The organism is Variovorax raffinosi, assembly GCF_051216615.1.
GTDB lineage: Bacteria > Pseudomonadota > Gammaproteobacteria > Burkholderiales > Burkholderiaceae_C > Variovorax.
In genome coordinates this window covers 698,662-715,331 of record NZ_JBPJZR010000001.1, presented here as the reverse complement: position 1 = coordinate 715,331, position 16,670 = coordinate 698,662, and the positions used below count along the sequence as shown (strand labels likewise).

5 protein-coding genes are annotated in these 16,670 nt (G+C 70.2%); all 5 read left to right on the top strand.

Annotated elements, in window-relative coordinates; genetic code table 11:
* Nucleotides 1-30 precede the first annotated feature (30 nt).
* The 5 genes from ACSFB7_RS03320 (at nt 31) to ACSFB7_RS03300 (ending at nt 16,662) form a co-directional block, all read left to right on the top strand.
* Nucleotides 31-12,828, top strand: a complete 12,798-nt coding sequence (locus ACSFB7_RS03320; RefSeq protein WP_435467023.1) for a filamentous haemagglutinin family protein — start codon at nt 31-33, stop codon at nt 12,826-12,828.
* 17 nt (nt 12,829-12,845) lie between these two features.
* Complete coding sequence (locus tag ACSFB7_RS03315; protein WP_435467021.1) at nt 12,846-13,418, top strand: sigma-70 family RNA polymerase sigma factor; 573 nt, start codon at nt 12,846-12,848, stop codon at nt 13,416-13,418.
* Nucleotides 13,419-13,490: 72 nt separating this feature from the next.
* The gene (locus tag ACSFB7_RS03310; RefSeq protein WP_435467019.1) at nt 13,491-13,721 is read left to right on the top strand and encodes a hypothetical protein; all 231 of its coding nucleotides are present in this window, start codon (nt 13,491-13,493) and stop codon (nt 13,719-13,721) included.
* 153 nt (nt 13,722-13,874) lie between these two features.
* Nucleotides 13,875-14,966, top strand: a complete 1,092-nt coding sequence (locus ACSFB7_RS03305) for a M35 family metalloendopeptidase (protein WP_435467017.1) — start codon at nt 13,875-13,877, stop codon at nt 14,964-14,966.
* Nucleotides 14,967-15,036: 70 nt separating this feature from the next.
* Nucleotides 15,037-16,662: a phospholipase D-like domain-containing protein gene (locus tag ACSFB7_RS03300; protein WP_435467015.1), complete on the top strand. Its 1,626-nt coding sequence runs from the start codon at nt 15,037-15,039 to the stop codon at nt 16,660-16,662.
* The last annotated feature ends 8 nt before the right edge of the window (nt 16,663-16,670 follow it).

The following is a 16,670-nucleotide window of genomic DNA, read 5'->3' as shown; positions in this document are numbered from 1 at the left end:
CGGTGCATTCCATTCATTACTGGGCGACAGATGAACACACACGAGGGACACGGCAAGCGCAAGCAGGGCGCTGTCGTGCATGCGATGAGCTTCCGGATTTCGCCACTGGCGCAAGCGATGGCGCTGGCATTGGCGGCCGGCGCGGCCACGGCGCCGGCGCACGCGCAGCAGCGCGCCTTCAGCCCGGCCTGGTTCAACGCCAAGGGCGCCGCGCAGGCCACGGCGACGGCCACCGGCATGCTGCCCAACGGGCTGCCCGCATCCAGCCTCGCGAGTCCGGCCGGCCAGCAGCAGCGCGCCAATGAACAGCTCAGGCAGTCGATCAGCAACCTGAACCTGGCGGCACGCGGCATCGCGGCGCAGCAGGCGGCACAGGCCGCCGCGCGCGCGGCCGCGCAGAACGATCCCTCGGTGCCCGACGGCCTGGCCGAAGGCGGCCTGAAGGTCGACACCAATTCGCTGACGGCCGGCTGGCTCAACGCGCGTCCGCTGGGCGCCGATTCGCAGAAGAACGTCGACGGCCGCACCGTGGTCACCGTCGAGCAGACGGCCGACAGGGCGATCCTGAACTGGGAGACCTTCAACGTCGGCAAGAACACCACGGTGGCCTTCGCGCAGCAGAAGGACTGGGCGGTGCTCAACAAGGTGAACGACCCGCAGGCGCGGCCGAGCCAGATCCAGGGTCGCATCAAGGCCGACGGCACGGTGATGGTGGCCAACCGCAACGGCATCGTGTTCAGCGGCACCAGTCAGGTCGACACGCGCAACCTGGTGGCCGCGGCCACCAGCATCGACGAGGCGGGCTTCAAGGCCAACGGCATCTACGCGAGCGGCAACACCCCCAACTTCAAGGACGCGCTGGGCAAGGTCGAGGTGCAGGCCGGTGCGCGCATCGACACCGCCGTGCCCGCCAGCGTCACGCAGGGTGGCGGCTATGTGCTGCTGATGGGCGCCGAGGTGCGCAATGCCGGAGCCATCACCACGCCCAACGGCCAGACCCTGCTGGCGGCGGGCGACAGCTTCACCATCCGCAGGGGCATGGGCACCGACGGCAACCAGGCCTCGACCACGCGCGGCAACGAAGTGGCCGTGACCCTGAAGGCCGACAGCACCGCCGGCAAGGTCGCCAACACCGGGTTGATCGCGGCGACCACGGGCGACATCACGCTCGCCGGTCGCGAGGTGCGGCAAGAAGGCGTCGTGCTTTCCAGCACGTCAGTTCATGCGCGCGGCACCGTGCATCTCAATGCGGTGGGCACGCAGGGGGCGGTGACGCTGGGCGCGGGCAGCACCACGGCAGTGTTGCTGGACACCGGCGCCGCGTCGGCGCTCGACAGCCAGCGCAGCAGCCTCATGGCGCCGGCGGTGGATGTGGACGGCAGCATTGCCAGCGCGGGCAACGATAGGCGCGATCGTTCGCGCGTGGAAGTCACCAGCGGCGGCACGGTCGACTTCGAGGGCGATTCACTGACGCTGGCGACCGGCGGGCAGGTGATGGTCAACGCGGCCAAACGCAGCCTGGTGCGCGATCGCGCGAAGATCGACGTCTCCGGTGCCGTGGGCGTGAGCCTGGCCATGGAGAGCAACAACGTCAAGGTCAACGTACAGGGCAACGAGCAGCGCGACGCGCCCATCAACCGCGATGGCAAGTCCCTGAACAGCAACGACGTGTGGATCGACCGTCGCAGCCTTGTGCTCGTGCCCAAGGGCACCAACGGCTACACCAGCGACCGTTGGTACACGGCCGGCGGCCTGCTCGAAGTCTCGGGCTACCTGGGCACGCAGGCGCACTCGGTCGGCGAGTGGATGGCGCAGGGCGGCATGGTGAACTTCGGCGGCAACGAGGTCGTGACGCAGGCCGGCTCGAACATCAATCTCTCGGGCGGCACGATCAACGTGCAGGGCGGCTTTCTCAACCAGACCTGGCTCAAGGGCGCCGACGGGCGGCTGTACGAGGTGAACAAGGCGCCGGGCGACCTGCGCTACACCGGTGTGTACAAGGGCTTCGAGGACGAGCACCAGCGCTGGGGCAAGAGTGCCACGGGGTACTTCTACAACCCGCTGATCGGGCCGCAGAGAAAACTGGAAAGCGGCTACACGGTGGGCCGCGACGCCGGCTTGCTGGTGGTGGGCACGCGCAGCGCGGTGATCGAAGGCGACATCGCGGGCAACACCTTCCAGGGCGTGCGCCAGACACAGGCGCCGCAAGCCGCGCTCGACAGCTACAACCAGTCGCAGAACGCGGCCGCGCGCGGCGCGCAACTGGTGGTGGGCAGCTATGCCGGCCTCTACGACAAGAGCACCGGCCTGATTCATCGCCGGCTCGAAGCCGCGGGCGTGAAGGACGTGGTGCTGGGCACCGGCGCGGATGCAGCCGGGGGCATCGCCAGCGGGCTCGATCTCGCGACGGCCCTGCCGGCCGCGCGCCGGGACACGCTGTACCTCGACACCGCATTGCTCAACGGCTTCTCGCTGGGCGCGCTGCGCATCGCGGCCACGGACTCGATCACGGTCGACTCGGCGCTCAAGCTCGGCAACGGCGGCGACATCGCGCTCTACGGCCCGAAGGTCGATGTGCACGCGGGGCTGACGGCGCATGGCGGCAGCATCCGGCTGGGCGACGTGCTCGCGCAGGCCAGCACCAACTACATCAACGACACCACCTATGCCTTGACGCCCAAGGGCGTGCGTCCGGGCGTCACGGTGGCCGCGGGCGCGGTGCTCGATGCGCGCGGTCTCTGGAGCAATCTGCTGCTCGATCCGGTCGCCACCGGCGACATGGCCTGGCGCAACGGCGGCAGCGTGTCGATCCGCAGCATCGGCGACGTGCGGCTGGCCGAAGGCAGCGTCATCGACGTGTCGTCCGGCGCGGCCTTGCTGGCCGACGGCAAGTCGCAGCAGGGCGGCAAGGGCGGCGATGTCCGGCTGCAGGCCAATGCCGGATCGGGCGAACGCAATGGCATGCTGGCCATCGATGGCGCACTGCGCGGCTGGGGAACGTCGGGCGGCGGCACGCTGAACCTGGAGAGCACCCGCATCCGCGTGGGCAGCGACGAGGCGGCTGCCATCGAAGCCGGCACGCTCATGCTGGCCGGCAGCTTCTTCGACAAGGGCTTCAGCCGCTACGAACTCATCGGCGACGGTGGTCTCGTGGTGGCCGACGGCACGCGCATCGATGTGACGATGCCGGTGTTGCGCACGGCTCCCGACGCGAAGGACATCGCGACCGGCACCGATGCCCGCGAGGCGCTGCAGTTGTGGACGCCGCCGCTGTACACCGAAGACGCCACCAAGGGCGTGCTCAAGCAGCGCGCGGGCGCGAGCCTGAGCCTGCAGGCGGGCACCGCGCAGACGCTCGCGGCCGATCTGCCGAAGGTGGCCCTCGTGATCGGGCACGACGCGCAGATCGCGGTCGATGCGGGGCAGTCGATCCAGGTCGCCAGCGCCGGCCAGCTCACGCTGCAGGGGCGGCTGCTGGCGCGTGGCGGCAGCATCTCGCTCAAGAGCGTGGACCTCGCGAAGCCGGAGGCCGAACGCGCCGTGGACGTGGCGCACAACCGCTCGATCTGGATCGGCGAGCGGGCCGTGATCGACGTGTCGGCCACGGCCGCGACCGCGCTCGACGTGCGGGGCCGGCGCTACGGCAACGTGCGCGACGGCGGCAGCATCGTCGTCGGCGGCGAGATCGACGAGACGAACGGCTCCGGCAGCGCGGCCAACGGCTTCGTGGTCGTGCGCCAGGGCGCGCTGCTCGATGCATCGGGCGCGTCGGCCGTGCTCGACCTGACGGGCGCCGGTGCGGTCGAGGTCGCAAGCCGCGGCGGACGCATCACGCTGGCGTCGAACAATGGCCTGTACCTCGATGGCGAGCTGCGGGCACGTTCGGGCGGCGCGGGCGCGGCCGGCGGCACGCTGCAGGTGGCGCTGCAATCGCCCGAGGTGCGCACGAGTTCCGGCCCGGCGCAATACACGCTGGCCGAGAACGCGGTGCGCGGCTTTCGCGACCTGGTGGTCGGCGGGCTGCAGGGCGCGTCGGACCTGCCGTCGGGCCTGGCGCCCGGCGCGGCCGATGCGGCACTGGTCTACGGCCATGGCCGGCTGGGCGTGGACACCGTCGCGAAGGGCGGCTTCGACACGCTCGCGCTGCTCTCCGCGGGCGGCGTCAGCCTGGAGGACGACGTCAACCTGCGGCTCGGCCAGAGCCTGTCGATCTACGGCCCGCTCATGCTGGCCAACAACGCGCGCGACGACGCGCGCGTGACGCTGGAAGCCCCGTACGTGCGGCTGGCCGGCATCACGCAGCTCTCTTCGCAGGACAGCACCCGGGGCCGCTACGGCCCCGCCGGCACCGGCGAGTGGCTGCCCTCGAAGGCGCAACTGGAAGTGCGCGCCGGGCTCATCGACGTGCGCTCGCTGGTCTCGATGGCCGGCGTCAATGGCAGCATCGCCATGTCGCCGCAGGCCGGTGGCCCGAACCCCGCGCCCGGCCTGAAGGTCGAGCGGCGCGGCTTCGGCCAGACCACGCTGCGCAGCGAAGGCGACCTGCGTTTTCTGTCGGACCAGCCGCCCACGGTGAACGGCATGCCCACGACCATCCTGTCGACCCCGGGCGACCTCACGCTGCAGGCCGCGCAGATCTATCCGGCCACCGGCATCTCGGCCGCGATCTACGCGGGTGCGCTGCCCCGTGCTGGTGGCTACGCGACCGACCGCGTGCTGCGCATCGAAAGCCATGGCCGGGCCGCGCCGCAGGTGCCGTATGCGGTCTTCGGCGGCCTGCTGATCGGTGCCGGGGTGATCGAGCAGGCCGGCGTGCTGCGCGCGCCGCTGGGCAGCCTGCGCATCGGCGACGAGAACACGAAGCGCATCGACTTCCTGCCGGGCAGCCTGACCTCGGTCAGCGGCAACGGTTTGCGGATGCCCTACGGCGGCACGGTCGACGGCATCAACTACCTCTACGACGGCGCGAAGGTCGCGCTGGTCGGCGTGGGTGGCGCCAACTCGAGCGGCCAGGTGCTGGCGGTCGGCCTCACGTTGAGCGGCGCGAGCGCCAACGTGCAGGCCGGCGCGGTGCTGGACCTGTCGGGCGGCGGCGAACTCACGGGCACCGGCTTCATCGGCGGGCGCGGCGGCTCGACCGACGCGCGCTACAACCCGCTGGTGCGCAACGCGGCCAACGGCAGTTTCAGCCTGCCGGGCCTGGCAACCAATCCGGTCTACGCGATCGTGCCCGGCGTGCAGGCGCCCCAGGCGCCCGTTGCCAACGAGCGCGGCGCGGTCGACCCGGTGGTCGGCCAGCAGATCACGCTGGGGCAGGGTGTGCCGGGGCTGCCCGCCGGCACTTACACGCTGCTGCCGTCGACCTATGCCTTGCTGCCCGGCGCGTTCCGCGTCGAGCTCAACGGCAGCGCCGGTGCGCAGGGTGCGGCCACGGCCGCCAGCCTGATGCGCAACGGCTCGTGGACGGCTGCCGCACAACTGGGCGTGGCCCGCACGGCCATCGGCGACACGCTGTTCCGCCAGGCCATCCTCACGCCGGCGTCCGTGCTGCGCACCTATTCGCAGTACGACGAGACCAGCTACAACAAATTCATCCTGAGCGATGCCGCGCGGCAGGGCGTGCCGCGCGCGATGGCGCCGGCGGACGTGCGCACGCTGCTGCTGCGCTTCACGCCGGACTCCGGCGTCGGTGCCGATGCATTGCGCTTCGACGGCACCGGCCGCTTCAATCCGGCCGAAGGCGGCTATGGCGGCGCGGTGGCCGTGTTCGCGGGTTCGGGCACTCACGCCAAGATCGAAATCGTGCCGGGCACGGCGGCAACGCCCGGCTTCGACGGCGTGACGCTGAGCGCCGACGCGCTCAATGCCATGGGCGCATCGCGGCTCATGCTCGGCGGGCTGCAGTACGTGGCCTATGGCCAGGGCGGCAACATCGTGCGCTTCAACACCGGCACGAACGAGCTGGCACTGCGGCACGGCGCGGTGCTGTCGGCACCGGAGGTGTTCCTGCTGGCGGATTCCACCAACACCGAATTCCCCAGCCACCTCGTGATCGAGCAGGGCTCGGCCATCAACACGATCGGCAAGGGCCGTGCCGCCTACGACTCGGCGAACGGCTTCATCTATGGCGGCTCGGCCGGCAACCTGGTGGCCGTGTCCAACGGCGTGCTCAGCATGCTGCCGGTGCCGCCCAGCGTCGACAGGCTGGGCAACCGCAGCCTGCAGGTGGGCGTCTGCACCGTATCGCCCTGCGGTGGCCAGACGGAGCTGTACTCCGAAGGCACCATCGCGCTGTCCACGCCCGACCGTTTTGTGCTCGACGACACGGTGCGCTACGGCACGCGCCACCTGCGGCTGGCGGTGCAGGGCATCAACGTCGGCGACAGCGCGGTGCTGGCGGATGCCGCCGCGCGCCACACGCTGTCGTCCGGCCTGGTGCTGAACCAGACCGTGCTCCAGCGCCTGCTGCGCGGCGACACGAAGTACGGCGCCCCGGCGCTGGAGACGCTGGAGCTCAACGCGAGCGGCGGCCTGCGCTTCTTCGGCACCAGTTCGCTCGACACCATCGACCCGGCGACCGGCAAGTCCACGCTGGCGCGGCTGGTGCTGGGCACGCCAGCCATCTACGGCGCGGGCGGTGCGAACGACGTGGCCACCATCCGCACCGGCCACCTGATCTGGCAGGGTGCGCCGCAGGCGCCTGCGACGGTGGTCGCGGGCGGCGCGGGCACGGGCAGCGGCACGCTGGCCATCGAGGCCGCGCGCATCGAATTCGGCTACGGCCCGGGCGCGCAGCCCACGGGCACCAGCGACGACGCACGGCTGGCGCTGGGCTTCGCCGACGTGCGGCTCACAGCCAGCGACCGCATCACGGCCAACAACAAGGGCAGCCTCTCGGTCTACCAGTCGCAGGGCGTGTATGAAGCCGGCAAGGGCTACGCCTACAGCGGCGGCAACCTCGCCATCGATACACCGCTGCTGACGGGCGCGGCCGGTTCGGTCAACCGCATCACGGCGGGCGGCGACCTGCGCGTGACCAGCATCGCCCCCGCGGCCATGCCGGTGGCCGACGCCGCGCTGGGCGCCGAACTGCGGCTCGCGGGCCGCGACGTGCGCATCGACAGCACGGTGGCGCTGCCCAGCGGCAAGCTGGTGATCACCGCCGACAACGACCTCACGCTGACCGGGCGCGCGCAGCTCGACCTGGCCGGCCGCAAGATCGATTTCAACGACGTGCGCAAGTACGGCTGGGGCGGCGACCTCACGCTGGAGAGCCTGCACGGCAACGTGCGGCAGGCTGCGGGCTCGGTGATCGACCTGTCGGCCGAGAACAACCGTGCCGGCACGCTCAAGGTGGTGGCGCTGGGCGAGCAGGCCGGCGTGGTCGACCTGCAGGGCACGCTGCGCGGCAACAGCAGCGGCCATTACGACGCAGGCGGCACGCGGGTGCCTTACCTGGCGGGCGGCGTGGAGATCCGCGCGCAGCGGCTGGGCGACGCGGGCTCGCTCGACACGCAGTTCGCGGCGCTCAACCAGCGCCTGAACGCAGGCGGCGTGTTCGGCACGCGCACCTTCCAGCTCAAGCAGGGCGATCTCACCATCGGCGACGGCCTGAAGGCCGGCGAAGTGAACGTGTCCGTCGACAACGGCAGCCTCACGGTGAACGGCACCATCGACGCCAGCGGCGAGCGCGTGGGCCGCATCTACCTGGCCGCGAAGAACGCACTGACGGTGTCCGGCTCGGCCATGCTCGACGCCCACGGCACGGTGCTGCGCGTGGACAGCTACGGCAAGATCATCGATTCGCCCAACCGCGCCATCGTCGACCTGAGCACGCAGGCCGGCGTGCTGACGCTGGCCGACGGCGCGCGCATCGACCTGCGCCACGGCACGGGCGCGACCGTGGGCACGCAGCCGGGCCAGAACGACGGCCGCGCGCGCGGCACGCTCGAGCTGTCGGCACCGCGCATCGGGGCCAACGGCCTGCCGAACACGCCCGACGCGGCGGTCTATGGCGACAGTGCCATCGACGCGCGCGGCGCGCTCGACATCCGCAGCGCGCGTTCCATCGCGGTCAACGCCATGCAGCGCTACGACAACGCACCGCTGATCGCCACGCCGGCCGCAAGCGGCCGCCCCTACCAGCAGATCGACCAGGCCTGGCTCGACGGCACGCACGCCGCCAACACGCTGTTCATCGATGCCGCGCTGGCCCGCGCGAGCCTGGTGAACGGCAAGCTGGCCGGCCTGCGCAACCCGGCCTATGCCGATGCCTTCCACTTGCGCCCCGGCGTGGAGATCGTGAGCAATGCCACGACCAATCCGGGCGGCGACATCGTGGTGTCGGGCGACCTGGACCTGTCGGGCTACCGCTACGCGAGCCTGAACCCGCACACGCAGAAAACCGGTGTCTACGGCTCGGGCGAAGTCGGCATGCTGCGCATTCGCGCGGCCGGCAACCTCGACATCTTCGGCAGCATCAACGACGGCTTCGCGCCGCCGCCGCCCACGCCGGACGACAAGGGCTGGCTGCTGCTGGCGGGCGTCAACTTCCTTGGCGCCGACACGGTGATCCCGCGCGCCGGCGTGGTGCTGGGCGACGGCACGGTGTTCGAGGGCGGCGGCGCGCTGAACTTCGACCTGCCGGTGCAGTCGCGCGTCTTCAGCGCGGGCACGGTGATTCCCGTGCCGAGCGAACTGGCGGTGTCGATGCTGGTGCCCGCGGGCACGGTGCTCGCGGCCAATGTGCGCGATGCCTCGGGCAAGGTCATTCACGCGGTCGGCAGCATCGTCGGCGAGGCCGTGACGCTGCCGCAGGGCACGCGCTTCGACGCGGGCATGCGCCTGCCGTCCAACGCCACGCTGGCGGCGCTGGTCTGGCCCAAGGGCGTGGTGCTGCCGGGTGCCGGCACGCGCTACGTGATGAACGGCAACACGCCCTTGCCGGTCGGCGCGCTGCTGCCCTCGGCGACCAACATCAAGCTGCCCGGCGACGCCAAGTCGGTCGAGCTGCGGCCCGCGGGCGAAGGGCGGCTGTGGGGCGCGGCCAGGATGCTGCCCGAGGGATCGCAGTCGTGGTCGCTTCAACTTGCGGCCGGCGCCGACCTCGGCGCGGCCGATGGGCGCACGCTGCAGCAGCACCCGGTGGCGGGCGACCTGCGCATGGCTGACACGCACTACGGCCTGTTTGCCAAAGCGCTGCCGTTCAAGGGCTCGTTCGCGTGGACGCAGTACGCCGCCGACGACGTGGGTGTCACCCTGGGCGAGAAGATCACCGACGAGGTCGTCGCGCAGCTCACCGAGGGGCGCTTCAAGACCGTGGCAGCTTTCTGCGCGGACTTCCCGGATTACTGCAAGCCGATTTCCGCCTACACCTGGACACAGGCCGCGGCCGATGAAATCGGAATGCCCGAGGTCGTGGCGGGCCAGCCCATCAGCGACGAGTGGCTGCGCGAAGCCACCGGCGACCCCAATCAGAGTGCCGCCTACTACTGCTCCACCTCGCCATTGCATTGCGCCTCCAGCGCGGTCGTCGAATACGAGCACCTGCCCGGCAGCACACGCTTCAGCGTGCTGCGCACCGGCGCCGCCGACCTCGACCTGCGAGCAGCGGGCAACCTGTCGATGAACTCGCTGTATGGCGTGTACACGGCCGGTGCGTCTTCGCAGGCCACGCGGGCTGGCGACCCGTACAACCTGCCACGCGCCGTGGGCAGCAAGGGCACGGTGCTGGCGGATGGCAACGCGGGCTACGAGAAGCTCGTCGATGGCGGCCCGGAGAGCCTGGCGCGCGCCTGGTACCCGGCCGGCGGTGGCAACCTGACGCTGCAGGCCGGCGGCAACCTGACCGGCGACCTGATGCAGGCCATCAGCTTGAGCGGCGTCAATCGCCCCAATCCGGCGGACGGGGGCATGACCACGCCCGAAACAGCCAATTGGCTGTGGCGCCAGGGCAGCGGCGGCACGTTCGGCGCGGGCAGCGACCAGCCGACGGCATGGTGGATCAACTTCGGCAGCTACGTCACGCACGGCACGACCGACACGCTGGCCGGCTTCACCGGTTTCGGCACGCTGGGCGGCGGCGACCTGCGCGTGGACGTGGGCGGCAACGCGGGCGTCGTGTCGCAGCGCGGCGCGGCTGTGCGCACCGGCACCGACAACCGGCGCAGCGAGGGCCTGGTGCTGGCGGTGGGCAGCACCGGTCGCGTGCTGGCCGACGGCAGCCTGGCGCTCACGGGTGGCGGCGACCTGAGCCTGCGCGTTGGCGGCGCACTCAACCCCTTCGCGCTCGATCCGCTCGATGACATCCAGAGCAGTTCGGTGCTCAACGGCAGCATCGTCAACCTGCGTGGCAACGTGCAGTTGCAGGCTGGCGCGCTCGGCACCCAGTCCTTGCGCTATGCGCCGTACCCGGGCCTGCTGTCCGAGCGAGACACCCGGGCTCTGGACCCGTTCTCGCCCGGGCGCGCGGTGACGCAGGGCGGCGTCCTGCTGGTGCCGGGCGATGCGAGCTTCAACCTGGGCACGCGCGGCGACCTGGTCGTGACGGGTGCCAACGACGCGGGCCGCGCCGTTGCGCGCAACGCCACGCCCTTCACCAGCGCCGCCGGCGCGGGCAGTGGCGAGAGCTGGTTCACGCTGTGGACGCCGAACACCGCCATTCGCCTGTTCTCGGCCGGCGGCGACCTGACGCCGCAGATGCCCAATGCGGGCGCTCTGCCGACCGACATGGCGCACGTCTACCCGTCGATCCTGAGCGCGGTCGCGGCCAGCGGCAGCCTCTACTACGGCAGCGCGGTCACGTCGAGTTCGACCGGCTCGACCGGCGCGCTGGTGCTCGCACCGTCGGCCAACAGCCTGCTGGAGTTTCTTGCCCGCGACTCGATCTACGGCAACGGCTTCACCGTCAGCCCGTCGGGTGCGGCGGAAAGCGCCATGGCCACGCCTTTCCATCCGGCCTTCCAGGGCACGCTGGCGGACGGCACCAAGGTGGGCAACCTGTCCCGCGTCGGCAACCGTGTCGAGAGCGGACGGCCGCTGTTCGCGCTCGGGGCCAACACCGTGTCGGCGGGCAGCGCGCACGGCAGCGAACCCGTGCGCTTCTATGCGGTGAACGGCGACCTGGTGGGCGTGGCGACAGGCCGCATCAACGAGTTCCAGTCCAACGACCCGACGCGTGCCGGCCAGACCTACTACGAGGCCGCGCAGCCGGTGTGGATGATGGCCGGGCGCGACATCGTCGGCAGCGGCACGCCCATCGGCCAGGGGCCGAGCACGGGCACCGGCTTCGAGGCCACCTACGTGACCTCGGGCAACCTGATTGCGCACAACGACCCGGGCGACGTGTCGGTGGTCTCGGCCGGGCGCGACATCCTCTACGGCAACTTCAGCGTCGTCGGCCCCGGCACGCTGGAGGTCACCGCGGGCCGCCACATCCAGATGGAAGACCGCGCGGGCGTGAACAGCCTGGGCCCGGTGGTGCCGGGCGACCACCGGCCGGGCGCGAGCATCGCGATGCTGGCTGGCGTGGGCGCGCAGGGCGCCGACTACAGCGGCTTTCTGGCGCGCTATCTGGATGCGGACAACCGCGCGCAGCGCGGCACGCCGCTGGCCGACCAGCCGGGCAAGGTCGTGAAGACCTACGAGGCCGAGTTGCGCGAGTGGCTGGCCGACAAGGACAACGGGTTCGGCTTCCATGGCACGACTGCCGAGGCGCAGGCCTTCTTCGATGCGTTGCCGGCCGCGCAGCAGCGCATCTTTGCGCGCAAGGTCTATTTCGCCGAGCTTCAGGCCGGCGGGCGCGAGTACAACGATGCGAACGGCGCGCGCTTCGGCAGCTACCTGCGCGGGCGCAACGCCATCGCCGCGCTGTTCCCCGAGGCGGGCGCGGACGGCAAGCGCATCGACTACCGCGGTGACATCACGATGTTCCGCGGCATGCGGACGAATCTCGTCGACAACATCTCCTACACCTTCGCGCGAAGCGGCTTCGTGCGCACGCTGTTCGGCGGCGACATCCAGATGCTGACGCCGGGCGGACGCCAGGTCTACGGCGTCGAGGGGGCGGCACCACCAGCCAGTTCGGGCGTGCTGACGCAGGGCGCGGGCGACATCGCGATCTACTCGCGAGGCAGCATCCTGCTGGGCCAGAGCCGCATCATGACCACCTTCGGCGGCGGCATCCTGGGCTGGTCGGCCGAGGGCGACATCAACGCCGGACGCGGCTCGAAGACCACGGTGGTCTACACGCCGCCCAAGCGCGTGTACGACGCCTGGGGCAACGTCACGCTGTCGTCGCAGGTGCCGAGCACCGGGGCCGGCATCGCGACGCTGGCGCCGATTCCGGAAGTGCCGGCCGGCGACATCGACCTGATCGCGCCGCTGGGCACCATCGACGCGGGCGAGGCGGGCATTCGCGTGTCGGGCAACGTCAACCTCGCGGCGCTGCAGGTGGCGAACGCCGACAACATCGTGGTCAAGGGCACATCGACGGGCATACCGACCGTGGCGGCGGTGAACGTCGGTGCGCTGACCAACGCCAGCGCGGCCGCCTCGCAGGCTTCGGCGGCGGCGCAGGACGCGATGCAACGCGATCGCGCGGCGCAGCGGCAGGCCTTGCCGTCGGTGTTCACGGTGCGCGTGCTGGGCTTCGGCGACGAGCCCGCGGGTGGTGCGCCGGGTGCCGGTGAAGTCAGGCGCAAGCCGGCCGAGCAGGCGAGCTACGACCCGTCAGGCTTCATCCAGATGGTGGGACACGGTGCGTTGACCGACGCGCAGATTGCGCGCCTGAGCGAGAACGAGCGCCGCGGCCTGCCGCGCGGACGCTAGCCGACGACATCGCCGCCATGATGTCGTTGTCTTGTGTGCCCTGCGGCGATGCCGCAGGGGGAACGGCTGCTGCCGCCGCCGTTGCCGCTGCACCGCCGGATTTCCAGGCGCTGCTGGTGGCGAACTACGCGCAGTTGCACCGGCGGCTCGCGCGGCACCTGGGCTGCGTCGATGCGGCCACCGAAGGCCTGCACGACGCCTGGCTGCGGCTGGGCGATGCAGCTTATGCGGACGCCGTGCAGAGCCCGGTGGCCTACATCTATCGCGTGGCCTGCAACGCCGCGATGGACCGCGTGCGTGCCGACCGCCCCTGGCAGTACGCCGGCGATGCGCAAGACACGCTCGAACACCTCGTCGACCAGGCACCCGGCCCGGAGCTGATCGCCGAAGCGCGTTCCGACCTGAAGGCGGTCGAGCGCGCGATGCGGGGGCTGCCGAACCGGCATCAAGACATTCTGGTGGCGCTGCGCGTGCATGAGCTGACGCGCCAGGAGGTGGCGGTGCGGCATGGCCTGTCGCTGCGGCGGGTGGATACCACGCTGCGGCAGGCGTTGTTGCGGCTGCCGGTGGGGCGGCAGATTGCGGCATGAATCGATGGAAACTAATACTCAAGTTTTCAAATAATTGATTTTTGCAAATAAAAGGTTTACGGTGACTCCACCATGGACACCGCAAGGCTCGACATCGCAGTACCAGCAGGCTGGAAGTGTTGGATCGAGCTCAAGCGAACGCCGAGCGGCACTTACGCCGGCATCGCCGAGCTGAGCCTGAGCGGCATTCCGCGCTGCGCGCTGGTGATCACGCAGCAGTTGTCGTGGGACGCAGCGCTCGAACGCGCCACGCTGCGCGCCGACCATTTCGTGCGGCAGTGGGGGACGGTGCACAAGCACTGAGTTCACGGCGGCGGCCGCAGCCGCTTCGCTGAAAGCCGCATGTGTGGCTATGCAGACATATCCCAGTCATGCCCGCCGTAGACGCTGCTGTAATCCGCCCGCCGCCGGCGCGCCGCGCCGTGGGGCAGAAAAAGAAAACGAGGAGACCTGCACATGCTGGAACTGCGCGTGAATGCGGACGCGGCCGATGCCGCGCTTTCGACGAGCCTTGCCTTTTCGCTGACCAACACGGGCTCGGACACGGTTCACTTTCTGTATTGGATGACCCCCTTCGACCCCTTGTGCCCCGCCGGGCTGGTGGTCGAGGCACAGGGGCTGGGGCCCGCAGGCTACCGGGGCGCCCAGGCCAAGTACAGCTTCGATCCGCAAACCAGCCTCATCAGCCTGGCGCCCGGCGAGACGGTGCGGGCCGTGGTGAACGTTGCCGAAAACTACGCGCTCGCGGCCGACGGCGTCTACCGCGTCTCGCTGCGCGAACAGACATTCAGGGGCGTGGTCGGCGCGCTGCCCGAAGACCTTGCGCCTTGCAAGATGGCGGCGATTCCCGTCGCGCTGGAGAGCGGCAGCCACCGCTTGTCTCCGGTGGACACCAGCCACCTGTTTCCTGCGGCGCAGGCGGTCAACGCCGCCATCCCTCCGCATTGCACGGCGCCGTTGTGCATGGGCGACGCCTACTACGACGAGCCGGTCTACTGCGTGATGGGCCGCGCCGTCTATGGACAGGCGAGGGTTGAGAAGGGCAGCGACGGCCAGCGCGAGGTCGTGCTGGCCGCCATGCTGCGGCTGCTCCAGCGGATGATGGCCCGCATCGATGTCCGGGACGACGCGAACTACAGAAGATGGTTCGGTACCTACACGCCCGAGCGCGCAACGCAGGTGACGCGGCTGATCGGCGGGGTCAAGGGGCAGTCGCTCTGCAAGAACTTCGTGATCTATGTCGTGGCGCAGGGGCCGAAGCCCGACGTGATCGCGTTCTTCAGGAAGTCGAGCGAGCAAGGCCGCAATGACCTGCTGGCGGTGTGTCCCCCGTTTTTCCAGGAGGCCGAGTCCGGCAAGGACTCACGCGCCGGAACCCTCGCACACGAGATCTCGCACGGCTACAGCGACTCGCTGGACCACGAATACGGCGTCGAGTGCTGCCAGCGGCTCGCGCGCCTGCGGCCGGACCTTGCCGTGGCCAATGCGGACTCGCTGCAGTACTACCTCGAAGACACGCTGCTGGCGCTCGCGCCCGAAACAAGCTGACGTGGCAGGCGGGCCGGCCGCGTGGTAGAAACCGCGAGCCTTTTCAACCCCACGTTCCGTTCTTTCTCCCATGCACTTTCCCCGCCGGGCTGCTGACACCTCGCGCGCCCGGTGGCTCGCGTGGCTGCTCGCCGGCATCGCCGCGCTGTTCCTTGCCGGCTGCGCAGGCTTGCCCACCGACGTGCAGCGCAAGCCCTCCACGGCGATCACGAACGGCGCCGACACAACGCTAGGCCGTCTCGTGCAGGCCGCCGCGCCGCCCGGCGAACCGCTCAGCGGCTTCCGACTGCTGCCGATGCCGCAGTTCTCGCTGCATGCGCGCATCGAACTGGCACGCCGCGCGCAGCGCTCCATCGACGTGCAGTACTACCTCGTGCAGAACGACGAGACCGGGCGCTATCTGTTGCGAGCGCTGGCCGACGCGGCCGACCGGGGCGTGCGCGTGCGGCTGCTGGTGGACGACCTCTACACCGCCGGCGCCGATCCGCTGTTCACCAGCTTCGCTTCGCATCCGAATGTCGAGGTGCGGCTGTTCAACCCGTTCCCCGCGGGGCGCGACCGCTTCGGCACGCGGCTGGCCGCGTCCTTCCTGGACTTCGATCGCATCCACCGCCGCATGCACAACAAGCTGTACGTGGTGGACAACACGGTGGCGGTGATGGGCGGGCGGAACATGGCCAACGAGTACTTCCTGCGCGACGGCGGCTCGAACTTCATCGACATCGACACGCTGGTGGCGGGCGCGGTGGTGCCCAGGCTGTCGTCGCTGTTCGACATGTACTGGAACAGCCCGTACGTCTACCCGATCGAGTCACTGGTGGCCTCGGGCAACGAAACACCGCAGCAGCTGCGCGAGCGTTTCGACCGGCTGACCACCGGGCCGGCGGAACTGCATCCCGAGGAGCCTGGCTCCACCGACCTGCTGGGCAACAACCCGCTCGCCAAGGACCTGGATGCGGGCGTGCTCAAGCTCATCTGGGCGCGCGCCGAGGCGTATGCCGATCCGCCCGACAAGGCGCTCGCGCCCACGGAAGAGGGCCGCGGCCTGCCGGCTGACGAGTCGAAGGACAGCGTGCTCTACAACCTGCAGCGCTACCTGCGCGGCGCCGAGAACGAGATCATGCAGACCACGCCCTACCTGATTCCCGGGCGCGGCGGCATGGAGACGATCCGCCTCGTGCGCGGCAACGGCGTGAGCTACAGCATCGTGACCAACTCGCTGGCCGCCACCGACGAATCGCTGGTGCACATCGGCTATCGCCGCTACCGCGCCCAGATGCTGCGGCTGGGCGTGGAGCTGTACGAGCTCAGCCCCAAGCGGGTGGAGCAGACCAAGCGCTTCGGCATGTACGGCTCGGCCAGCGGGCGGCTGCACGGCAAGTCGGCCGTGATCGACCGCAAGATCGTGTTCATCGGCTCGATGAATTTCGACCCGCGCTCGATGCTGCACAACACCGAGATCGGCCTCTTCATCTTCAGCCCGCAGATTGCACAGCAACTCACCAGCCTGATCGGCTTCATCCGGCTGGACGGTGCCTACCAGTTGCAGTTGGGGCCGAGCGGTGCCATCGAATGGGTGAGCCCGGCTTCGGGGGATGCGGCCGACACCATCCTGCACACCGAGCCCGAAACGCATTTCTGGGCGCGCTGGAAGCTGGAGCTGCTGGCACCGCTGGTGCCCGAGAGCCTGCTCTAGAGCAAACC